Source organism: Actinomadura harenae (assembly GCF_003696215.1).
In the GTDB taxonomy this organism is placed as follows: Bacteria; Actinomycetota; Actinomycetes; order Streptosporangiales; family Streptosporangiaceae; genus Spirillospora; species Spirillospora harenae.
This window is the reverse complement of sequence record NZ_RFFG01000118.1, coordinates 1-22364: the sequence shown is the minus strand read 5'-3', so window position 1 is coordinate 22364 and position 22364 is coordinate 1. Positions and strand designations below refer to the sequence as shown.

Genomic DNA, 22364 nt, shown 5'->3' with positions numbered 1-22364 from the left:
GCCGTCCCGCCCGCCAGGCCCAGCGCGTCCGCCGTGGGCCACGCCCCCGCCGCGACGACCAGCGCGCCCGCCGCGAGCCCGCCCCATCGGATCATCTTGACCGGCATCGTCCGCCTCCCTCTCCTCACCCGCGGGTCCAGCCCCTCGGCCTCGGCCGCGCCCCGGACCGCTGGCGCGGCGGCCGCTGCTCGCCGACCGGGAACGACGGCGGCGGCAGCCGCGTGACCTCGTCCACGGCCCGCGCCAGCGCCCTCTTGGTGTCGGGCAGCCTCGGCGGACGCCGCGCCGGAGCCACCCCCAGCGCGCTCGTGAAGTCCCCGAACGCCTTCCGCCGCCACGGTGTCAGGTTCGGCACCCGGACACGCGTGAGCCGCTCCAGCAGCCGCAGCGTCGAGGTGTGGTCGAACGGCTCGGACGCCACCCACCCGCCCTGCGTCCACGGCGACACCAGCAGGCACGGCACCCGGAACCCGCCGCCGATCGGCTGCCCGCCGACGAACTCGCCGCTCGTCCCGGGCGGGGGACAGGGCGGCGGGACATGGTCGAACAACCCGTCGTTCTCGTCGTAGTTCAGGATGAACAGCGTCTTCCGCCACACGTCGGGATTTGAGGCGATCGCGTCGATCTGACTCCCGACGAAGTCCGCGCCCGCCGCCGGGGTGTAGTCCGGATGCTCCGACTGGTAGCTCGCCGGGATGATCCACGACACCGTCGGCAGCCGGTCGTGCTTCGCGTCGTAGGCGAACCGCCCGGCGTCGTAGGTGCGCAGCCCGTTCTTGTAGAGCGTGGAACTCTCCGGCGCGTCCTGGAACGTCCTGAAGTACTCCAGAACGTTGCAGCCGTAGTTGTCCGCCTGCTGGTACACCCTCCACGACACCCCGGCACGCGTCAGCGCCTCCGGATACGTCGTCCACCGGTACGGCACCGGGTCGTCGTTGGACAGGACCGGGCCGCCGTGCCCGCCGTCCGCGTCGATGGACGCGCTCATCAGGTACAACCGGTTCGGCCACGTCGGACCCAGCACCGAGCAGTGGTACCGGTCGCACACCGTGAACTGCTCCGCCAGCGCCCAGTGGAACGGGATGTCCTCGCGCGTGTAGTAACCCATCACGAACGGATAGTTCGCGCCGTCCGCGTTCGCGGCCGAGTGCGCGTGCAGCCAGCGGTCCATCCGCCCGCCGTTCCACGAGTCGTGCTGCACCTGCCACGCGTGGCTCGTGGACGGGATCGCCTGCGCGCTCGTCGTCCGCGAGTCCAGATGGAACGGCAGCAGGTGCCCCTCCGGGTTCCGCGGATCGGGCTGGTAGAACACCGGCCTGCCGTCCGGCAGCCTCGGCGCGTGCGGATCGGAGAACCCGCGCACCCCCGGCATCACCCCGAAGTAGTGGTCGAAGCTGCGGTTCTCCTGCATGAGGATCACCACGTGCCTGATGTCCCGCAGCCTCCCGTTCCGGGGCGGACCCGCGGTCTCGGCCATCGCCCGCCGGACGTTCGGCGGCAGCACCTCCGCGGCGAACGCCGCCGCCGCGGCCGCCCCCGCCGCCCCCAGCAGCCGACGACGCGTCACCACCCGCAGGGGAGCAGTGGGCACAGAGGCCCGTGGCGGACGCGTCACCGCCGCGTGCGGCGCCCGCGCGTCCGCCCCACCCGGCTCCAGCTCCGGCATTCCGGCTCCCGTCTCTCTCCGATCGTGGAAAGGCCGGAACGAACCTGCCGCACCACCGGTAACGCCGGTACCCGCGCCGGGTGAACGTGATCCTTACCCGGCCGCGGGCGCCCACCCGGCGCACCCCGAGAGCGCAGCTCAGGACCCCTGAAGGGGAGTGATCAGAAACACCCGCCGATTCCGGACGCCCGCCCCTCGCCGTCCCCGCGCGACGCCGACATCATGGCGGCTCCCACGACCGGACGCGAGGAGACGCACCCGGGGATTCAGCCGTCTTTGCCCAGCAGCACGCCGAGCGGGACGCCCGCGAGGTCCCGCACCTCGTGCGCCATGTGCGCCTGATCGGCGTACCCGGCGTCCGCCGCCGCCTCCGCCGCCGGAACGCCCGCCCCCGCCGCCCGCAGCACCCGCTGGAACCGCAGGACGCGCTGCAGCACCTTCGGCCCGTACCCGAACGCCACCAGCGCCCGCCGCCGCAGCTGACGCTCACCCAGGCCCACCGCGTCCGCCACGTCCCGCACGGACGCCCCTGAGACCAGCCCTCGCACCACCGGAGCCACCACGGGATCCACGGGCCCAGCCCGCCGCCCCCGCTCCGTCACGGCCGCGACCAGCAGGTCCCGCCGCCGGACCGCGTCCAGGCCCGGCGCCCCGGCGGCACGCTCGCCCAGGAGGAAGGCGTCGCCGCCCCACAGATCCGACAACGGGACGCGGGCGTCGCGGAGAGCGTCCGCCGGGACGCCGAGCACCGGCGCGGCCCGTCCCGGCGCGAACCGGACGCCGACCAGGACGTCACCCGGCTCCAGCGGCGTCGGCATCGGACCGGTGTCCGGACCCGCCACCATCGGCTCCGCGTCCCGCGACCACCAGAACAGGTCCACGCAGCCGTCCGGCACCACCCGCTGGACGAACCGCTCCGCGTCCACCGGAACCACGTGGACCCACGAGCGGGCCAGCCCCGAACCGGCGGGCGCGGCCTCCTCCACGTACCCCACGCGAACCGCCCCCCACACCCCCGCGACGATCACGACGGGGGTCAACAACATAGCCAACGCGGGCATCCCGGACACCCTCCCGGGCCGCCCCCGCCCACCGATGGTCCAGACCAATGGGCTGGACCACTGGATGAACCTTCGAGGTCAATGAGCTGCCCAAATACCGATACCGGCAGGTAACTCGATACCGTTGTGCTACGTGACCCGTCGAGCGAAGATCATCAGCACCATCGGCCCCGCCGTCTCCAGTCCGGAGCGGATCGACGCCCTCGTCGAGGCCGGCGTCGACGTCGCCAGGCTCAACATGAGCCACGGCGAACACGCCGTCCACGAGGAGGTCTACCACCGCATCCGCGCCGCCGCCGAGCGCCACGGCCGCGCCGTCGGCATCCTTGCCGACCTGCAGGGCCCCAAGATCCGGATCGGCCGTTTCCCCGACGGCCCCGTCCGGCTCACGCTCGGCGACACCTTCGTCATCACCACCGAGGCCGTCCCCGGCACCCGCCGCGAGGTCTCCACCACCTACCAGGGCCTCCCCGGCGACGTCTCACCCGGCGACACCGTCCTCATCGACGACGGCCGCGTCGGCCTCCGCGTCACCGCCGTCGACGGCCCCCGCGTCACCACCGAGGTGACCGTCGGCGGCATGGTCTCCGACAACAAGGGCCTCAACCTCCCCGGCGTCCCCGTCAGCGTCCCCGCCCTCACCGAGAAGGACGAGTTCGACCTGCGCTGGGCCCTGCGCCTCGGCGTCGACATGGTCGCCCTCTCCTTCGTCCGCACCCCCGAGGACGCCGACATCTGCTATCGGATCATGGACGAGGAGGGCATCCGCGTCCCCCTCATCGGCAAGATCGAGAAGCCCCAGGCCGTCCGGAACCTCAAGGAGATCGTCGCGGCCTTCGACGGCATCATGGTCGCCCGCGGCGACCTCGGCGTCGAACTGCCCCTCGAAGAGGTCCCGATCGTCCAGAAACGCGCCATCGAACTCTGCCGCGACAAGGCCCGCCCGGTCATCGTCGCCACCCAGATGCTCGAGTCCATGATCAGCGCGCCCCGCCCCACCCGCGCCGAGACCAGCGACGTCGCCAACGCCGTCTTCGAGGGCGCCGACGCCGTCATGCTCTCCGGCGAGACCAGCGTCGGCCAGTACCCCATCGAGGCCGTCCGGACGATGAGCCGCATCGTGGAGACCGCCGAGGAGGCCAGCCTCCACGCCACCCACACCCTCCACCGCATGCCCGAGACCGTCGGCGGCGCCATCGCCCGCGCCGCCGCCGAGGTCGGCGCGATCGTCGGCGCCAAGGCCCTGGTCGCCTTCACCATGTCCGGCGAGACCGCCCGCCGCCTCTCCCGCTACCGCTCGCCCATCCCCCTGCTCGCCTTCACCTCCGTCCCGGCCGTCCGCGGCCGCCTCGCCCACGTCTGGGGCGTCGACACCTTCATCGTCCCCTTCGCCGACCACACCGACGAGATGGTCCGCCAGGTCGAACAGGGCCTCCTCGAATCCGGCCGCTGCCAGAAGGGCGACCGCGTCGTCATCGTCGCCGGCAACCCACCCGGCACCCCCGGCTCCACCAACGCCCTCCGCGTCCACCGCATCGGCGACGCGATCGCCCACCTCGAGGACTGACCCCGCGCCCCCACCACGCCACCCCCGGCCCTTCCGGGGCGTGGCCCCGGGACAGGCCGAATCCGCGTCGGAGGCCGAAACCGCCTCCGACGCGGATCACCGACGGCACCGACATCACGCGCGCCGACCACCGGCCCGCATCAGACCTGCTCCAACGCCTCCGCCTCCACGACCGGCGCACGCCCGGACGAACGGCGGTCGTTCACCAGCACCCCGACGGCCAGAAGCAGACCCGCCGCCGTCAACGCCGCCGCCACCGGATACAACCCCCGCGCGCCCCCACCCGCGTCGATCACCCGGCCGCCCAGCCAGCCCGCGAACGCCGCCGCGACCTGGAACCCCGACGCGTTCACCGCCACCGCCAGCATCGGAGCCGTCCGCGCCGACGACACCACCCGCGTCTGCAACCCCGGGATCACCGCGAACGCCAGCGCCCCCAGCACGAACACCAGCACCCCCGCCGCCACCCGGCTCCCACCGGCGAACCACCCCGCGCCCAGCACCCCCGCCAGCACCGCGAGCAGGCCCGCCACCGACGGCATCAACGCCCGGTCCGCCAGCCAGGCGCCCGCGAAGTTCCCCAGCACCGCGCCCGCGCCGTACACCAGCAGCAGCACCGGCACCGCACCCGACGAGAACCCCGCCACATCCGTCATCAACGGCGCGATGAAGCTGAACACCATCACCACGCCCACGTTGCCCAGCACCGTCATCGCGATCGCCGCCAGGACGCCCCGATCCGCGAACGCCCGCAGCCCGGCCACCGCCGACACCCCGTCCAACGCCGACCCGCCCCCGGGAACCGCCCGCGCCACCAGCGGCAACGCCACCAGCACCAGCACCGCCACCGCCCCGAACGACGCGCGCCACCCCACCGCGTGGCCCACCAGCGTCCCGAGCGGCGTCCCCAGCACCATCCCGAGGTTCATCCCGACCGTCAGCCGCGCGACCGCCCTCGCCTGGCCGCCCTCCGGCGCCATCCCCACCGCGGTCGTGATCCCCACCGCGAAGAACGTCGCGACCACCAACCCCGCCACGAACCGTCCCGCCAGCAACGACGCGTAGTTCGGCGCCACCGCCGACCAGGCGTTCGCGGCCACCGCCACACCGACCAGGCCCACCACCAGCGTCCGCCGCGACGACCGCGCCGTCAGGACGGTCACCACCGGCCCGCCGACGATCATCCCCGCCGCGTACGCCGTCACCAGCAGTCCCGCCGCCGGGACCGACACACCGAGCCCGCCCGCCACGTCCGGCAGGATCCCCGCGACCACGAACTCGCCCGTCGTCAGCCCGAAGACGACGAGCATCAGCGACCAGAGCAGCACGAAGTGCCACCACCCAACTAGTTATAGCTCGAATGATTCGAGTCATAATTATCATGGATCGAACCACCTCGCTACACTTCCCCCATGCACCAGCCCGCCGCCGACACCGAGCTCGACCGCGACATCTGCAAACTCGCCCACCGCTTCATCCAGCACCTCGACGCCCACGTCCGCCGCGCCGCCGACGACCTCGACCTCACCCCCACCCAGGTCATCGCCCTCCGCGAACTCACCGAGCCCATCACCGCCCGCGAACTCGCCCACCGCATGGTCTGCGAACCCCCCAACGCCACCTTCGTCATCGACCGCCTCGAGAAACAGGGCCTCATCGAACGCCGCCCCCACCCCACCGACCGCCGCGCCAAACAGGTCGTCCTCACCGAAACCGGCCACGAGCGCCGCGCCGAGGTCCTCGCCCACCTCGCCGCCCACACCCCCCTCGCCGCCCTCGACACCGACCAGCAGGACGCCCTCCGCGCCCTCCTCCAGAACCTCGTCGCCTGACCCGGACGCCCGCCCCGTCAGTACTTGGGCCCCACGAACCCGTCCAACAGGGCCACCGCCTCCGCCCGAGCCACCGAGATGTTCCGCGCGCTGTTCTGCCTCCACGCGATCCCGAGCGCGTCGAGCGAGTCCGTGTAGAGCTTCCGAATGTCATCGGACGCATTGGTGAAGAAGTAGCGGGGGTACTCGTGCCGCCGATCTCCGCTGTTGCTCGTCCGCCGGACGCGGTTGGTGGTGCGGCATCCGTCGGAATGGATCAGGCCGCGAATGAACTCACGTCCGCGCCGATCCACGATCGCTCTCTGCCAGGGGACGAGTTCGATCTTGCGGGTGTGCTTCATTCCGGGGCCGTGCTGAGGGAAGAGGCACGGCCAGTGCTTGGAGTAGGCGCCGACGTTGGTGCAACCGGGGCTCGCCCGACGCCCGATCTTGAGACCGGGCATGACCACGGCCAGTGCATCGGCACAGGCGTCGATCAACCCCGGCCAGACGTCACCGCAGGCGATCTCGAGGCGGAACACCCCCTTGTGGCCGGGGGCGTGCGCGATATGGCCGTCACCGAGGTACAGGCCCAGCAGGTACGAGTACGCGGCCTCGTCCACCGGACGGTCGTGGCAGCGCGGACACGTGGCTAAGACCCGCTCGAACTGGGCGGAGAGGTTCTTCCGCCAGTTGTAGAGGGTCGTGGTCGGGATGCCGGTCCGCCGGTTCACCTCGGCGACGGGCCGGCCTTCGTTCAGCAGTTCGAGCGCCTTCTGGCGCATTCTCGGGTCGTACATGCGGTCAGTGTCACGCAGGGGTACGACAAAACCGCCGTCCGTGATGGACGACGGTTTGCGTTCAGGCGGTACCGGGAGCGGGATTCGAACCCGCACGCCCTCGCGGACAAATCATTTTGAGTGATTCGTGTCTACCATTCCACCATCCCGGCATATATCCGGACATGGTACTCAATGTCCAGATCATGGGTCCTTGGTGAGGGGGCCTGGGGGACAGCGTAGCGGACGCCGGTAGGCTCGTGCGCGTGACGGAGAGCGCTCGGCGAGTTGTGATCGCAGAAGATGAGGCCCTGATCCGGCTGGACCTCAAGGAGATGCTTCAGGAGGACGGCTACGAGGTCGTGGGTGAGGCGGGGGACGGAGAGGCCGCGGTGCGGCTCGCCGTCGAGCTGAAGCCCGACCTGGTCATCCTCGACGTCAAGATGCCGGTACTGGACGGGATCAGCGCGGCCGAGCAGATCTCGGCGGAGCGGGTCGCGCCGGTGGTGATGCTGACGGCGTTCTCGCAGGCCGAGCTTGTCCAGCGGGCGACCGAGGCCGGGGCGATGGCGTACCTGGTGAAGCCGTTCACCAAGGCGGACCTGCGGCCCGCGATCGAGGTCGCGGTGAGCCGGTACACCGAGTTGCGCGCGCTGGAGGCCGAGGTCGCGGGGCTGGCCGAGCGGCTGGAGACGCGCAAGGTGGTCGACCGGGCGAAGGGGCTGCTGCAGGCGGCGAACGGCTGGACGGAGCCGGACGCGTTCCGGTGGATCCAGAAGACCTCGATGGACCGCCGCCTGACGATGCGCGCCGTGGCCGAGGCGGTCATCGCGGGCGCCGGTGGCGCGGGGGACGTGGAGGAGGCGCCGGCGGAGGGCTGAGGTCCGTCCCGATTGTGAGGCCACCTGTGGCGGGGCATCCCGCCGCGGGTGGCTTTTTCGTTTCCGCTTCAGGCCGTGTCGTGCCGGGCCGGGGTTGGTGGCGGGGGGGTGACGTTCGGGGGGACGGCGCGTGGCGCGGGGGTGGCCTGGTGGGGGTGGGGTGGCCAGAGGTGGACGGGCGCGTGCGAGGGGTATGTCCGGGTGTTGTGGTAAGGCCGTGGGACGGCTGCGGGTGTGGGGTTTTGCGCGGGGTGTGACGGGGGTCGCCCGGCGGCGGCAGTGGGTGTTCAGCGTGGTCACTGAATGTGATTCGCGCTGTATATCGGGTCGTGTGGGAGGGCACGGGGGAGTAACGAACGAGTAACCCTTCTGTCCGGGGGTCCTGTTTCGTCGGCTCTGCTCGGTGTACGACATACCTGGTCCCCGAGTGACCGATATCTCCTCCCAGGATCTCGGACGCGTCGGGGCATGACTCGTACCCGATCCCTCCCCGGATCCGGATGGAAAGGTTGGGCACCTTGCGGCGCAACATGATGAGGATCACCGGTGCAGTGGCGGTGAGCGCTGTGCTGGCGCTCGGTGCCGGCGCGTGCGGCAGCAGTAAGAAGTCGGGTGGTGGCGACGAGGTCACGATCGGGTTCATGGGTGACCTGACCGGTGAGAACTCGGGCCTGGTGATCCCGCCCAAGCAGGGCGCGCAGCTCGCGGTCGACCAGTACAACGCGACGAACCCCAAGGTCAAGATCAAGTTCAAGGCCTACGACTCGCAGGGCAAGCCGGAGCAGGCGACGACCCTGGTGCAGGGCGCGATCAAGAACGACAAGATCGCGGGCCTGATCGGCCCGGCGTTCTCGGGTGAGTCGCAGGCGGTGAACCCGATCCTGAACGAGGCGAAGATCCCGTCGATCACGCCGTCGGCGACGAACGTGACGCTGGCCGACAAGGGCTGGAGCTTCTGGCACCGGGTCGTCGCGAACGACACCGTGCAGAGCGCGGGCGCGGGCCTGTTCATCTCGGACGCGCTGCAGGCCAAGAAGGTCTTCACCGTGGACGACAACCAGGACTACGGCAAGGGCCTGGCGACGGGCATCAAGACCGCCGTGTCCGCGAAGGGCGCGCAGGTCCAGAGTGACTCGGTGGACGACAAGGCCACCGACTACTCGTCCACGGTGAACAAGATCAACCAGTTCAAGCCGGACGCGGTGTACTTCGGCGGCTACTACTCGGTGGCGGGGCGGCTGTTCAAGCAGCTGCGCGAGTCCGGGTTCAAGGGCAAGCTGATGTCGGGCGACGGTTCGGTCGCCGCGGGCCTGATCGAGGCCCAGGGCCAGCAGAACACCAAGGACACGTTCCTGTCCTGCGGGTGCCTGATCGACCCGGAGGGCAAGTCCAACGACAAGGCGAAGACGTTCGCGGCCGACTACAAGGCGAAGTTCGGCGCGGACGTGGCGATCTACTCGACCGAGGGCTATGACGCCGCGACGGCGTTCATCGAGGCCATCAAGGCCGGGAAGACCTCGGCGGAGGACATCAACTCCTTCCTGAAGACCGAGAGCTTCCAGGGCGTCGGCAAGGAGATCAAGTTCGACGACAAGGGCGAGCTCGCCGCGCACGACATCTTCATCTACCAGGTGTCGGGCAACAAGATCGGTCTGCTGGGCAAGGCCGGGGAGGCCAAGCCCACGAGCTGAGGCTCGCGCCTCTACGGCCTCTCGTAGGAGGGGCGCCTTGACCGTGCGGGGGCGGGAGCGCCACAAGCGCTCCCGCCCCTTTTGACAAGGGCGACTCAGGTGTTCTCAGACTTCATTCATCAATTCTGGCCGTCGACCATCGACGGCTTGTCACTCGGCGCGGTGTACGCGCTGGTGGCGCTCGGGTACACGATGGTGTACGGCGTGCTGCGGCTGATCAACTTCGCGCACGCGGACATCTTCATGGTCGGGACGTTCGCGGCGATGTGGACGGTCAAGACCATGGGTGTGTCGAACCTCGGTGGGTTCGCGCTGGTGGGTGCGATCCTTTTGTCGGCGCTCGTGGCGGGGACGGTGTCGGGCGGTGGCGCGGTGCTGTTGGAGCTGGTCGCGTACCGGCCGTTGCGGAAGCGCGGGGCGTCGCGGCTGGCGGCGTTGATCTCGGCGATCGGCGCGTCCATCGTGATCGAGCAGTTGTTCGCGACGATCGTGGTGCCGAAGGTGTTCGGCCTGCCGAAGGAGGGCGGGAAGATCTCTCAGGCGTACCACTTCGTGCACCGGACGAACGTCATCGACATCGGTCCGATCAAGGTCGCGAACGACCGCCTGATCATTTTCGTCGGGGCGATCCTCATCATGATCGCGCTGGACCAGTTCGTGAACCGGACGAAGCTGGGCCGGGGGATCCGGGCGACGGCGCAGGACCCGGAGAGCGCCGTGCTGATGGGCGTCAACATCGACCGGGTGGTGACGGCGACGTTCCTGGTCGGCGGTGTGATGGCCGGTGCTGCGGCGGCGCTGTACTACGCGCGGTTCGAGGAGGCGTGGTACTTCGCGGGCTTCCTGCTCGGTATCAAGGCGTTCACGGCGGCGGTGCTGGGCGGGATCGGCAACATCCGTGGCGCTCTGGTCGGCGGTGTGGTGCTGGGCCTGTTCGAGTCGTACGGGTCGAGCCTGTTCGGGTCGCAGTGGAAGGACGTCGTGGCGTTCTCGGTGCTGATCCTGGTTCTGATGTTCCGTCCCACCGGCATCCTCGGTGAGTCTTTGCAGCAGGCGCGCGCATGACGGGCGTGGCGAGCAAGAGGACGCGTTCGAGGTTCTCGGTGGATCCGGTGCGGGATCGCTGGGAGTCGGCTCCGCCGTGGGCTCGGTGGGTGGTGTACCTGCTGCTGGTCGTCGGCGCGTTGCTGCTTCCGGCGCAGGGCATCGGGAACATCATGGCTCCGCCGGAGTCGGACTGGCCGACGATGCTCAGCGACCAGATCGGCATCTATGTGCTGCTGGGTCTCGGTCTGAACGTCGTGGTCGGCATGGCGGGTCTGCTGGACCTGGGTTACGTGGCGTTCTACGCGGTGGGCGGCTACACGATCGCGATCTTCGCGACGAAGTACCACTGGAGCTTCTGGGAGACGCTGGTCCTGGCGATCGTGACCGCGTCGCTGGCCGGTGTGCTGCTGGGTGCGCCGACGTTGCGGCTGCGGGGCGACTACCTGGCGATCGTGACGCTGGGGTTCGGTGAGATCGTCCGGGTGACGGCGAACAACCTGAACTATGTGAACGGGCCGCGCGGCATCCAGGGGATCCCGCACCCGCCGACGCTGTCGGAGTGGACGGTGCCGGGGTTGGACGTCCAGCCGTTCAAGTACGGGTTGCTGGACTCGCGTCCGTACTACTACCTGCTGGTCTTCTTCATCGTGGTCGCGATCGTGTTCGTGAAGCGGTTGGAGAGGTCCCGGGTGGGGCGGGCGTGGGCGTCGATCCGTGAGGACGAGGACGCGGCGGAGCTGATGGGCGTGCCGACGTTCAAGTTCAAGTTGGCGGCGTTCGCGATCGGCGCGGCGATCGGCGGCAGCGGCGGCGTGGTGTTCGCGGCGAAGCAGACGTCGATCAACCCGGGCAGTTTCACGTTCATGGTGTCGGCGCTGGTGCTGGCGGGCGTGGTCCTCGGTGGTTCGGGCAACATCCCGGGCGTGATCGTGGGCGCGTTCCTGCTGGCGTGGCTGCCGGAGCGGTTCCGTGGTCTGTCGGACTACCGGATGCTGATCTTCGGTGTGGCGCTGGTGGCGATGATGATCTTCCGTCCGGAGGGGCTGTGGCCGTCCCGGCAGCGGAAGGCGGAGCTCGCGGAGGGCTCGGGCGGCATGGGGTCGATGGGCGCCGAGGTCGCGGGGCCGGGCACGGCCGCGGAGGTGACCGAGTGAGTGAGGCGACCATCGGAAGCGGGACGTCCGCGGCGGAGCCGGTGCTGGAACTGCGCCGGGTCGTGATGCGGTTCGGCGGCGTCGTGGCGATCAACGAGCTGGACCTGACCGTCCGCGAGGGCGAGATCTTCGCGTTGATCGGGCCGAACGGCGCGGGCAAGACCACGGTGTTCAACGTGACGACCGGGGTGTACCAGCCGACCGAGGGCGAGGTGGTCTTCGGGGGGCGGCGCATCGACGGCAAGAAGCGGTACGCCGTGACCAAGCTCGGTGTGGCGCGGACGTTCCAGAACGTCCGGTTGTTCCACAACATGACGGCGCTGGAGAACGTCATGGTGGGCGCGGACGCGCACCACCGGACGGGTGTGGCGGGCGCGGCGCTCGGTCTGCCCTGGCACCGGCGTGAGGAGCGTCAGGGCCGGGAGAAGGCCGCCGAGCTCCTGGAGTTCGTCGGTGTCGGGCACCGTGGCGGTGAGGCGGCGAAGAACCTGCCGTACGGCGACCAGCGGCGTCTGGAGATCGCGCGGGCGCTGGCGACCGACCCGAGGCTGCTGCTGCTGGACGAGCCGGCCGCGGGCATGAACCCGGCGGAGAAGATCGAGCTGCAGGAGCTGATCCGCAAGATCCGCGACTCGGGTGTGACGGTGCTGCTCATCGAGCACGACATGAGCCTGGTGATGGGGATCAGCGACCGGATCGCGGTGGTGGACTTCGGGCAGAAGATCGCTGAGGGGCTGCCGGCCGAGATCCAGAACGACCAGCGGGTCATCGAGGCGTACCTGGGGGCTCCGGCCGATGCTTCTTGAGATCAACGACATCCATGTCCACTACGGCAAGATCGCCGCGTTGAAGGGGATCTCCGCCGAGGTCGACGAGGGTGAGATCGTCACGCTGATCGGCGCGAACGGCGCCGGGAAGACGACCACGCTGAAGACGATCTCGGGGTTGCGTCCGCTGACGTCGGGGTCGATCCGGTTCGCCGGGCAGGACATCAGCAAGATGCCGGGGCACAAGCGGGTGCTGGCGGGCATCGGGCAGTCGCCGGAGGGCCGGGGCGTGTTCCCTGGCATGACGGTGGAGGAGAACCTGCTGATGGGCGCGTACGCCCGGCGGGGGGACTTCTCCAAGGAGCTGGCCGAGGTCTACGAGCTGTTCCCGCGGCTGGCCGAGCGCAAGTCGCAGGCGGGCGGGACGATGTCCGGTGGTGAGCAGCAGATGCTCGCGATCGGCCGCGCGCTGATGGCGAAGCCGAAGGTGCTGCTGCTGGACGAGCCGTCCATGGGCCTGGCGCCGAAGCTGGTGCAGCAGATCTTCTCGATCATCGTGGAGATCAACCGGCGTGGCACGACCGTGCTGCTGGTCGAGCAGAACGCCAGCCAGGCGCTGCAGGTCGCGCACCGCGCGTACGTGCTGGAGACGGGCCGGGTCGTGAAGTCGGCCCCGGCCTCGGACCTGCTGGACGACCCGCAGGTGCGGGCCGCCTATCTGGGCGGCGGCGCGGAGGCGCAGGTCGGCGCGGGCGCGTCGGCCGACTGCCTGGAGGACACTCCGCCGGTCGCGGCTCCGGAGTCGGTGGAGGAGGACGGCGACGCGTCATCCTCCTGATCCGTCACGGCCGTCGCCGCCCCTGCCCGGGGCGGCGGCGGCCGTTTCCGTGTCCGTGCCGTGTGCCGTGTGCTGTGTGTCGTGTGCCGGGGGTCAGGACGGGAGGGGGATCACGGCGGGCGCGGGGTCGGTGACCATGCCGACGGTGGGGGAGCCGAACAGCCGGACGGACTTCACCGTCACGCCCTTGGGCACGTCGAACCACACGTCGAACTCGGCGCGCATGTTCGCGCCGACGGAGAGCCGTTCGGGCTGCCGCTTCACCATGGTGCTGTTGACGTCCGCGCCGAGCTGGCTGCCGTCGCTGAGGACGAGGCGCTGGGCCCAGGTGTCGAAGACCTGGATGTCGCGTCCGACGTTCACGCACAGCAGGCGGATCCGGACGAACTGTCCCTTGGGCTTCATCTCGGCGTGCGTTCCGAGGATCGTGCTGATCCCGTCGGTGTAGGCGACGACCGTGAACTGCATGTCGGCGCTGCGTCCGGTGCGGTTCCTCTGCGCCTTCTCGCCGTCGCGGAGCTTCTCGGAGGGCAGTGTGTACCCGGTGTCCTTGTGCTGCGAGCAGCCCTGGAGCGTCGAGCCCAGCAGGGCGGCGGCGGCCAAAGCGGACAAGGCGGTTGTGAGCGGTCTCACCCGGCGCATGCCCCGACGGTAGGCGGGCGTCCGGGCGGCGTGAAGGTCCGGCGGGATTCGCAACCGAATCGCAACCGGTGAAACCCGGAAGCAGGTGTCGCCGGGGCCCTCGGGCGGCGCGTCCCCCACCCTCGGAACAGGGATTCCCGCCGGTCCGGGGCGGGGAAGATGTTGGCCCGAGGCCACCTTTGGGGCCGCAACGCGTCCTCGCGGACGCGTGCGTTGTCTACTCGGTGACCTCGGGCCTTCCGATCCACGTTACCGACCCGGCCATACCCGCCGCAAAGGAAGCGCCGCACCTGAGCGATCTTTCTCGCCCGGCACAGCGATCTTTCTCGTCCGGCGCGGAGATCCCTCTCGACGGGCGTGTCCGTCCGCGGACGGGCCCGGAGGCGGGGGAGGTGAGGGGGTCAGTTCTGGGGGGCGTCGCGGAGCATGCAGGTCAGGCGGGCCGTGCAGACGCGGCGGTCCCGGTCGTCGGTGATCACGATCTCGTAGGTGGCGAGGGTGTTCCCGCCGTGCACCCGGGTCGCCACGCCGGTGACGAACCCCGTGGTCGCCGACCGGTGGTGCGTGGCGTTGATCTCAATGCCGACCGCGATCCGGCCCGCGCCGGCGTGCAGCGCCGAGCCGACCGAGCCGAGGGACTCGGCCAGCACGCAGGACGCGCCGCCGTGCAGCAGCCCGTACGGCTGGGTGTTGCCCGCCACCGGCATCCGGCCCACCACGCGCTCCGGAGAGGCCTCCAGGTACTCGATGCCCATGGACGTGGCCAGATCCCCGGTCACGTCCAGGCCGGCGAAGTCCGCGCCGAGCTTCTCGGCGAGGATCCGCTGCTCCTCCGTCACAGAGCCTCCCTCAAACTGTCGTACGCGCAGACTAGAGTCCTGGTGTGGCGACCCAAGCATCGACCCCTGACAAGCATGACCGGCTCCTGCTGCTCGACGGGCACTCCCTGGCCTACCGGGCGTTCTTCGCGTTGCCGGTGGAGAACTTCAACACCAGCGACGGGCAGCCCACCAACGCGGTGTACGGCTTCACCTCGATGCTCATCAACGTCATGCGCGACGAGCGGCCGACGCACATCGCGGTGGCGTTCGACCGGTCCGAGCCGACGTTCCGGCACGAGCAGTACGACGAGTACAAGGCCGGCCGGGCCAAGACGCCGGACGAGTTCCGCTCCCAGGTCTCGCTGATCTTCGAGGTGCTGGACGCGCTGCGCATCCCGCGCATGTCCGTGGCGGGCTTCGAGGCCGACGACATCATCGCCACGCTCGCCACCCAGGCGTCCGCGCGGGGTATGGAGACCCTGGTCGTGACCGGCGACCGGGACGCGTTCCAGCTGGTGGACGAGCACGTCACCGTCCTCTACCCGATCCGCGGCGTGTCCGAGCTCGCCCGCATGGACCCGGCCGCGGTCGAGGCCAAGTACGGCGTTCCGCCGGAGCGGTACCGCGAGCTGGCCGCGCTGGTCGGCGAGTCCAGCGACAACCTGCCGGGCGTCCCCGGCGTCGGCCCGAAGACGGCCGCCAAGTGGCTCGCCAAGTACGGCGACCTCGACACGCTCGTCGCGAAGGTGGACGAGATCAAGGGCAAGGCGGGCGACAACCTGCGCGAGCACCTGGCCGGGGTCCTGCGCAACCAGCAGATCAACGAGCTCGACCGCGAGGTCGCCCTCGAGCGGACGCCCGACCTGCTCCACATGGGCCAGTGGGACCGCGAGGAGATCCACACCCTGTTCGACTCGCTCCAGTTCCGGGTGCTGCGCGAGCGGCTCTACGCCTCGCTGACGACCGCCGAGCCCGAGGCCGACGAGGGCTTCGACGTCGAGGTGGACGCGCTGGAGCCCGGTGCGCTCGGCGCCTGGCTGGAGGCCAACGCCCCCGCGGGCGACCGCACCGGTCTCGCCGTCACCGGCACGTGGGGGCGCGGCACGGGCGAGATCACCGCGCTCGCCGTCGCGTCGCTCCAGGGTCCGGCCGTGCACCTCGACCCGGCCGAGCTGGTCGAGGACGACGAGCGCGCGCTCGCCGCGTGGCTCGCCGACCCGTCCCGTCCGAAGGCCGTGCACGACGTCAAGGGGCCGATGCTGGCGCTCGGCGCGCGCGGGCTCGCGCTCGACGGCGTCACCACCGACACCGCCCTGGCCGCCTACCTGGCGCTTCCCGGGCAGCGCACCTTCGACCTCGCCGACCTCGTGCTGCGCTACCTGCACCGCGAGCTCACCAACGAGACCGAGGACAGCGGCCAGCTCACCCTCGACGGCTCGGGCGAGGAGGAGGCCGCGCAGGAGCTCGCGGTCCGCGCGCGCGCCGTCGCCGAGCTCGCCGACGTCCTGGACGCCGACCTCGGCAAGCGCGGCGCGACCCGCCTGCTGCACGACGTCGAGCTGCCGCTCACCCGCGTCCTGGCCGACATGGAGCGGGCCGGCATCGCCGTCGACGCCGACCACCTGGCGTCCCTGTCGGCGTCCCTGGGCGGCCAGGTCAAGGAGCAGGAGCAGGCGGCGCACGACGCGGTCGGGCACGAGTTCAACCTCGGCTCGCCCAAGCAGGTGCAGCAGGTGCTGTTCGACGAGCTCGGCCTCCCCAAGACCAAGCGCACCAAGACCGGCTACACCACCGACTCCGAGGCCCTGACGAACCTGCTGGCCAAGGAGGGGCACCCCGTCCTGGAGCGGATCCTGCGGTGGCGTGAGGTCGCCAAGCTCAAGTCGATCGTCGACTCGCTCATCCCGATGCTGGACGACGCGGGCCGTATCCACACCACGTTCAACCAGATGGTCGCGGCCACCGGACGGCTCTCGTCCACCGACCCGAACCTGCAGAACATCCCGATCCGCACGGCCGAGGGCCGGCAGATCCGCGAGGCGTTCGTCGTCGGCGACGGCTACGCGTCGCTGCTCACCGCCGACTACAGCCAGATCGAGCTGCGGATCATGGCGCACCTGTCCGGGGACGAGGCGCTGCTGGAGGCGTTCAACTCCGGCGCCGACTTCCACACCATCACGGCGTCCCGGGTGTTCGGCCTGCCGCCCGAGCAGATCGACTCGGAGCTGCGCGCCCGTATCAAGGCGATGAACTACGGCCTGGCCTACGGCCTGTCGGCGTACGGCCTGTCCCAGCAGCTGCGCATCGGCGTCGACGAGGCCCGGCAGCTCATGGACGAGTACTTCGAGCAGTTCGGGGGCGTCCGCGACTACCTCGCGCACGTCGTGGAGCAGGCGCGCCGCGACGGCTACACCGAGACCATCCTCGGGCGCCGCCGCTACCTGCCCGACCTCAACTCCGACAACCGGCAGCGCCGCGAGATGGCCGAGCGCATGGCCCTCAACGCGCCCATCCAGGGCTCGGCCGCCGACATCGTCAAGGTCGCCAGCCTGAACGTCGACCGCGCCCTGCGCGACCAGGGGCTGCGTTCGCGCATGCTCCTGCAGGTCCACGACGAGCTCGTCCTCGAGGTCGCGCCCGGTGAGCTCGACGGCCTGAAGTCGCTGGTCGCCGACCAGATGGCGGGGGCGTACGACCTGCGCGCGCCCCTGTCGGTCTCCATGGGCACCGGCCGCACCTGGCAGGACGCCGCCCACTGACCGACCCGGGCGCCGGGCCCGCCGGCCCGGTGCCTTCCACCCTGCCGAACCTTCCTGCCTGACCTTCCGAGCCGTCCCGCGCACGCCGCGTGGGGCGGCTCGGTTTCGTCTTGCCCGGGGGCCGGTGCGGCTTGGTTCGTGAGGGGTGCGGGGGCGGCGGTCGGCGGGGGGACGGGGTTGTTTCTTTTGTGTTCCTTTGGTGTTTCGTGGCCGGACCGGGGGAGGGGCGCGGGCTTAAGGTAGATCACTCGGATAGATGGTTCTTGTCCGTGCCCGCGTAGGTTTCGACCGACGGGAGGCCCGTGCCGCTCCTCCACAAGATCGCCGGAATCGTGGTCGTCTGTGCCCTGGTCGCCGGGCTGGCGTTCCAGGACCACTGGACGCGCCACGCCCACCATGCCGCCACGGCGGGATCCCAGCGGAAGGCCCCCGCCGGCACGGCGCCGGCGAGTCCGCCGGCCGTGACGCCCACAGAGACGCCGACGGCGCCCGCGACGGGCTCGCCGTCCGCGACGCCGGGCGCCGACGTGATCCTCGCCGCCGTGCCCGCGGCCGTCCAGGCGAAGGCGAACGAGCTGGGTCAGGTCCCGGTGTTCATGTACCACCGGATCATGAAGCATCCGCAGGCGTCGCTCGACCGCTCGACCAGGGAGCTGTACACCGAGCTGACCCGGCTGGCGAGGACGGGCTACTACCCGATCACCGCCGCCGAGTTCGCGTCCGGACGGCTGGACGTCCCGCTCGGCAGGCACCCGGTCGTGCTGACGTTCGACGACAGCACGCCCGGCCAGTTCTCCCTGGACGCCCAGGGCAATCCCGCCCCGGACACCGCCGTCGCGATCATCCAGCAGGTCGCCCGCGAGAACCCCGGGTTCCGGCCGGTCGCGACGTTCTACTGCAACGCCGACCTGTTCGCGCTCGGGCCGCGCGCCGCCGAGGGGCTGCGCTGGCTGATCCAGAACGGGTTCGAGGTCGCCAACCACACGGTCACCCACCCCGACCTGCGGACGCTGAGCAAGAGCGGCGTCCAGAAGGAGATCGCGGGCATGGAGGACAAACTGGTCTCCCTGACCGGCCGGCACACCACGACCTTCGCGTATCCCTTCGGTTCGATCCCGCACAACAGGACCTGGGCGCAGCGCGAGGACGGTAAATATTCGTTCCAGATCGTGTTCCTCGCCGGATGGAAGCCGTCCGAGTCGCCGTTCGACAAGGTGTTCGACCGGTGGGCGGCCACGCGCATCCGGTCCGAGGGGAAGATCAAGGAGAACGACTGCCGGACGTTCTGCTCGACCGCCTGGCTGGACTGGCTCGACGCGCACCCGCAGGAGCGCTACACCTCCGACGGCGACCCGGGAACCGTGACCTTCCCCAAGACGTTCGAGAAGAGACTGGCCAAGCAGTATCGTCCTTACGCGCGCGAGTACTGAACGCGCGGAACGCCTGCCGGGGAGGGGCTGCGGCCCCCTCCGGCCACCCGCCGAAAGGCGGGATCCGGGCCTCGCGGGCAGGTGGCGGGCACCTCTGCGATTGACCTGAGGCCGATGGTCCCATATTCTGATCGCTGCGCTGTGGGCTTGTGCGGCTTCGGACGGAGCAGGCTCGCGCTCGGTCAGGTCGTCGACATCGGTACGTGCTCGACACGGGTTTTTCGGAACCTGTGTCTTCTCCGGTCCTCGGCAGGGCGGAAAAGAGCCCTCCGCGCGTGCATTTGACACCTCTCAATGTCCGTATCCGGAGTCAGCCGACACATGACGAGCAGCACCGAGGCCACCTCGACCACCCCGCAGGTAGCGGTCAACGACATCGGGTCCGAGGAAGCGTTCCTCGCCGCGATCGACGAGACCATCAAGTACTTCAACGACGGCGACATCGTCGAAGGCACCGTTGTCAAGGTCGATCGGGATGAAGTCCTCCTCGACATCGGCTACAAGACCGAAGGTGTCATCCCGTCCCGTGAGCTCTCCATCAAGCACGACGTCGACCCCAACGAGGTCGTCGCCGTCGGAGACCACGTCGAGGCCCTCGTCCTCCAGAAGGAGGACAAGGAGGGTCGCCTGATCCTGTCCAAGAAGCGCGCCCAGTACGAGCGCGCCTGGGGCACGATCGAGAAGATCAAGGACGAGGACGGCATCGTCACCGGAACGGTCATCGAGGTCGTCAAGGGCGGCCTCATCCTCGACATCGGCCTCCGGGGCTTCCTCCCCGCGTCGCTGGTCGAGATGCGCCGTGTCCGCGACCTCCAGCCCTACGTGGGCCGCGAGCTCGAGGCCAAGATCATCGAGCTGGACAAGAACCGCAACAACGTGGTCCTGTCCCGCCGCGCCTGGCTCGAGCAGACCCAGTCCGAGGTCCGCCAGACCTTCCTCAACACGCTCCAGAAGGGCCAGGTCCGCAAGGGCGTGGTCTCGTCGATCGTCAACTTCGGCGCGTTCGTCGACCTCGGCGGCGTCGACGGTCTGGTGCACGTCTCCGAGCTGTCCTGGAAGCACATCGACCACCCCTCCGAGGTCGTCGAGGTCGGCCAGGAGGTCACGGTCGAGGTCCTGGACGTCGACATGGAGCGCGAGCGCGTCTCCCTGTCGCTCAAGGCGACCCAGGAAGACCCGTGGCAGCAGTTCGCCCGCACCCACCAGATCGGCCAGGTCGTTCCGGGCCGCGTCACCAAGCTGGTGCCGTTCGGCGCGTTCGTCCGGGTCGAGGAGGGCATCGAGGGCCTGGTCCACATCTCCGAGCTGGCCGAGCGCCACGTGGAGATCCCGGAGCAGGTCGTCCAGGTCGGCGACGAGATCTTCGTGAAGATCATCGACATCGACCTCGACCGGCGCCGCATCAGCCTGTCCCTCAAGCAGGCCAACGAGGGCGCCGCGGCCATGGAGGAAGAGGACTTCGACCCCACCCTCTACGGCATGCCCGCCGAGTACGACGAGCAGGGCAACTACAAGTACCCCGAGGGCTTCGACGCCGAGACCGGCGAGTGGCTCGAGGGCTACGACACCCAGCGTGAGACCTGGGAGCGTCAGTACGCCGAGGCCCGCGCCCGGTTCGACGCGCACCGCAAGCAGATCGAGGAGGCCCGCAAGGCCGAGGCCGAGGCGGAGGGCGCCCCGGCGCCGTCCGGCGAGACCTCCTACAGCGGCGGCGCCGAGGACGAGACCACCGGCGGCGCGCTCGCGACCGACGAGGCTCTCGCGGCTCTGCGCGAGAAGCTGTCCGGCGGCCAGTGATCCACTGATCGCCCGGGGCCCGCGAGGGCCCCGGTGACCGCTTGAACCGCGGCCGGAGGAGATCCGAGAGGATCCCTCCGGCCGCGGCTTTTTCGTGTCCGGGCCCGTTCCGCCCCGCCTGCGGGGTGGTTTGTTCGCCCTGCCCGGGCGGGTGGCCGGAGGGGCGGCCGGGCCGTGGGTTCGTTCGGGATCGCGCGGTCGGCCGGTCTCCGCGCGCGGTGATCGCGGGCGCGGGCGCGGTTTCGTGCGGGACGCCGCGCGGAGGGCGGGGACGGCGCGGGCGGACACGGCGGTGCGGGGCTGAAATGTCGGTTATGGTGCTGAGCTGCGCCGGTCGGGGCGTCGCGTCGCGAAGGGACGCCGGTGTCTGGGACACTGGTCGTCTCCGGGAGGGGGCGACGGTGCGCCCGCGCGGGACCCCGCGCCGCCGGCCGCCGCGGAACGCGTCCCTCCCGTCCCCGCTCGCTCGTCTCAGCCCGTTCGTATCAGCCCGTTCGTCTCCGCCCACCCGTATCCGGTTCGTCCCCCGGGAGCATCTGTTCCATTGGCCAGCACAGACGCCTCGACCACAGCAGGCACCACCACCGGACGGGCCGCGCGCGGGCCGTCCCTGGTCCCGCAGGGCCCGGCACGGCTCGCGCTGATCGGCGTCACCACCGCCGTCCTCGCGCAGACCTTCCGGTTCGCGCTGCCCCAGCTCGACCACTTCGCCGACGACGCGGGCGCCGCCGTGGCCGCGCCGGTCGTGGTGGCGGTCTTCCTCGCCGGGTTCCTCGCGCCGCTGGTGCGGCGCGTGGCCGGGCCGAGCGGGCTGCTCGCGACCGGTGTCGGAGCGCTGCTGCTCGTGCGGCTGCTCGCCCAGGCGCTCACCCCGCAGACCTGGCTGGCGCTCGTCGGCGTCGCGGTCGGGGCGCTCGCCGTCACCGCCCTGTACGAGGGCGCGCGCGGGCTGTCGGGCGTCGGGTTCGCCACCGCGGCCGTCGCGGGCCTGTCGGTCGACACCGCCGTCCGCGTGGCGTTCGCGACGTGGGACCCGGTGTGGCGGTCCGGGATCGGCCCGTGGCTGGTCTGCCTGGTGTTCGTGTCGCTCGGCGCGGCCGCGCTGTACCGGGAGCTGGCTTCCGGCGCGGTCGAGGCGCCCGGCGTCTCCTGGCGGGACGCGCTGGGCGCGGCGGCGTTCGGGCCGTTCATGGCGCTGCAGGTGCTGGTGCTGTCCAGCCCCGCGTTCGTCGCGTCGTCCGGGTGGCGGTCGCTGACGATGGCGCACGTGATCGTCGTGGTCGGGCAGGGGCTGGCGCTGGCGTTCCTGGCGTCCGGGCTGGCCGTGCGCGCGGTGCCCGGCGGTGTCGCGGTGCTCGGCGGGACGCTGCTCGGCGTCGGCGCGGCCGCGATCGCCGGGACGTACGCGGTGACCGGCATCGAGGTCGTCCCCGTCGTGATCATCGGGCAGGTGCTCGCCGCGTGGCTGCTGGCCGTGGCGTCCCGGGCGCCGCTGCGCCGGGCCGGACGCGGCGGCTCGGTCTGGCGGATCGACGTCGGCGCGGCCCTCGGCGGGCTGCTCGTCGGCGTCATCCTGATCTCCTACCAGGTGAGCGCGCTGCAGCCGCTGCCGTTCCCGAACAACGCGCTGCCCGGCCTGGCCGGACTGCTGCT

Annotated in this window: 17 protein-coding genes, 1 tRNA gene and 1 pseudogene; 12 read left to right on the top strand and 7 right to left on the bottom strand. The window is 70.6% G+C overall.

Annotated elements, in window-relative coordinates; all coding sequences use genetic code 11:
• Window positions 1-124 precede the first annotated feature (124 nt).
• Complete coding sequence (locus tag EBO15_RS36990) at window positions 125-1567, bottom strand: alkaline phosphatase family protein (protein ID WP_233616704.1); 1443 nt, start codon at window positions 1565-1567, stop codon at window positions 125-127.
• A 365-nt stretch (window positions 1568-1932) separates the two neighbouring features.
• Complete coding sequence (locus EBO15_RS36985) at window positions 1933-2706, bottom strand: DUF6597 domain-containing transcriptional factor (protein WP_233616703.1); 774 nt, start codon at window positions 2704-2706, stop codon at window positions 1933-1935.
• A gap of 154 nt (window positions 2707-2860) precedes the next feature.
• Between EBO15_RS36985 and pyk the strand changes: the two genes are divergently transcribed.
• Window positions 2861-4294 (top strand): pyruvate kinase, encoded by a 1434-nt coding sequence (pyk, locus tag EBO15_RS36980; RefSeq protein WP_122199129.1) that lies wholly within the window; start codon window positions 2861-2863, stop codon window positions 4292-4294.
• Between the two features lie 140 nt (window positions 4295-4434).
• On the opposite strand, the gene EBO15_RS36975 is transcribed toward pyk, so the two are convergent.
• Window positions 4435-5622, bottom strand: coding sequence for an MFS transporter (locus EBO15_RS36975; protein WP_233616702.1), 1188 nt, complete (start codon window positions 5620-5622; stop codon window positions 4435-4437).
• 84 nt (window positions 5623-5706) lie between these two features.
• Here EBO15_RS36975 and EBO15_RS36970 point away from each other — a divergent pair, with 84 nt between their 5' ends.
• Entirely contained in the window at window positions 5707-6126 is a 420-nt protein-coding gene (locus EBO15_RS36970) for a MarR family winged helix-turn-helix transcriptional regulator (protein ID WP_122199128.1), read from the top strand.
• A 17-nt stretch (window positions 6127-6143) separates the two neighbouring features.
• Here EBO15_RS36970 and EBO15_RS36965 read toward each other — a convergent pair whose 3' ends face one another.
• Together EBO15_RS36965 and EBO15_RS36960 are read right to left on the bottom strand one after the other, a co-directional pair.
• Entirely contained in the window at window positions 6144-6905 is a 762-nt protein-coding gene (locus EBO15_RS36965; RefSeq protein ID WP_122199127.1) for a transposase, read from the bottom strand.
• A 69-nt stretch (window positions 6906-6974) separates the two neighbouring features.
• Window positions 6975-7057: transfer RNA gene (locus tag EBO15_RS36960), tRNA-Leu, on the bottom strand.
• 87 nt (window positions 7058-7144) lie between these two features.
• On the opposite strand from EBO15_RS36960, the gene EBO15_RS36955 reads away from it, so the two are divergent.
• From EBO15_RS36955 to EBO15_RS36930, 6 genes are all read left to right on the top strand, one after another.
• Window positions 7145-7765 carry an ANTAR domain-containing response regulator gene (locus EBO15_RS36955; protein ID WP_122199126.1) on the top strand — a complete coding sequence of 207 codons (621 nt, stop codon included), beginning with the start codon at window positions 7145-7147 and terminating at the stop codon, window positions 7763-7765.
• 557 nt (window positions 7766-8322) lie between these two features.
• A complete protein-coding gene (locus EBO15_RS36950) occupies window positions 8323-9456 on the top strand; it encodes a branched-chain amino acid ABC transporter substrate-binding protein (RefSeq protein ID WP_233616701.1) in 1134 nt (377 codons plus the stop codon).
• A gap of 147 nt (window positions 9457-9603) precedes the next feature.
• A complete protein-coding gene (locus EBO15_RS36945) occupies window positions 9604-10521 on the top strand; it encodes a branched-chain amino acid ABC transporter permease (protein WP_456047887.1) in 918 nt (305 codons plus the stop codon).
• Window positions 10522-10526: 5 nt separating this feature from the next.
• Window positions 10527-11657: a branched-chain amino acid ABC transporter permease gene (locus EBO15_RS36940; RefSeq protein ID WP_233616700.1), complete on the top strand. Its 1131-nt coding sequence runs from the start codon at window positions 10527-10529 to the stop codon at window positions 11655-11657.
• Between the two features lie 65 nt (window positions 11658-11722).
• Window positions 11723-12463: an ABC transporter ATP-binding protein gene (locus tag EBO15_RS36935; protein ID WP_122199132.1), complete on the top strand. Its 741-nt coding sequence runs from the start codon at window positions 11723-11725 to the stop codon at window positions 12461-12463.
• A complete protein-coding gene (locus EBO15_RS36930; RefSeq protein ID WP_122199123.1) occupies window positions 12453-13262 on the top strand; it encodes an ABC transporter ATP-binding protein in 810 nt (269 codons plus the stop codon). The genes EBO15_RS36935 and EBO15_RS36930 overlap by 11 nt, the downstream gene beginning before the upstream one ends.
• Window positions 13263-13355: 93 nt before the next feature.
• Here EBO15_RS36930 and EBO15_RS36925 read toward each other — a convergent pair whose 3' ends face one another.
• Together EBO15_RS36925 and EBO15_RS36920 are read right to left on the bottom strand one after the other, a co-directional pair.
• On the bottom strand, window positions 13356-13904 hold the full coding sequence (locus EBO15_RS36925) for a DUF4352 domain-containing protein (protein WP_147481833.1): 549 nt from the start codon (window positions 13902-13904) through the stop codon (window positions 13356-13358).
• Window positions 13905-14305: 401 nt separating this feature from the next.
• Window positions 14306-14743 (bottom strand): PaaI family thioesterase, encoded by a 438-nt coding sequence (locus EBO15_RS36920; RefSeq protein WP_378239687.1) that lies wholly within the window; start codon window positions 14741-14743, stop codon window positions 14306-14308.
• Window positions 14744-14787: 44 nt separating this feature from the next.
• Between EBO15_RS36920 and polA the strand changes: the two genes are divergently transcribed.
• From polA to EBO15_RS36900, 4 genes and pseudogenes are all read left to right on the top strand, one after another.
• The gene (polA, locus tag EBO15_RS36915; protein WP_122199121.1) at window positions 14788-17484 is read left to right on the top strand and encodes a DNA polymerase I; all 2697 of its coding nucleotides are present in this window, start codon (window positions 14788-14790) and stop codon (window positions 17482-17484) included.
• 302 nt (window positions 17485-17786) lie between these two features.
• Complete coding sequence (locus EBO15_RS36910) at window positions 17787-18914, top strand: polysaccharide deacetylase family protein (protein ID WP_122199120.1); 1128 nt, start codon at window positions 17787-17789, stop codon at window positions 18912-18914.
• A 321-nt stretch (window positions 18915-19235) separates the two neighbouring features.
• Window positions 19236-20711, top strand: a complete 1476-nt coding sequence (gene rpsA, locus EBO15_RS36905; RefSeq protein WP_122199119.1) for a 30S ribosomal protein S1 — start codon at window positions 19236-19238, stop codon at window positions 20709-20711.
• Window positions 20712-21255: 544 nt separating this feature from the next.
• Window positions 21256-22364: pseudogene (locus EBO15_RS36900) on the top strand (endonuclease/exonuclease/phosphatase family protein); the annotation flags it as partial.

Bases quoted from the DNA above. Each gene is read 5' to 3' on its own strand.
- EBO15_RS36970 (WP_122199128.1), top strand. From the start codon at position 5,707: ATGCACCAGCCCGCCGCCGACACCGAGCTCGACCGCGACATCTGCAAA.
- EBO15_RS36965 (WP_122199127.1), bottom strand. From the start codon at position 6,905: ATGTACGACCCGAGAATGCGCCAGAAGGCGCTCGAACTGCTGAACGAA.
- EBO15_RS36935 (WP_122199132.1), top strand. From the start codon at position 11,723: ATGCGGTTCGGCGGCGTCGTGGCGATCAACGAGCTGGACCTGACCGTC.
- EBO15_RS36930 (WP_122199123.1), top strand. From the start codon at position 12,453: ATGCTTCTTGAGATCAACGACATCCATGTCCACTACGGCAAGATCGCC.
- EBO15_RS36925 (WP_147481833.1), bottom strand. From the start codon at position 13,904: ATGCGCCGGGTGAGACCGCTCACAACCGCCTTGTCCGCTTTGGCCGCC.
- rpsA (WP_122199119.1), top strand. From the start codon at position 19,236: ATGACGAGCAGCACCGAGGCCACCTCGACCACCCCGCAGGTAGCGGTC.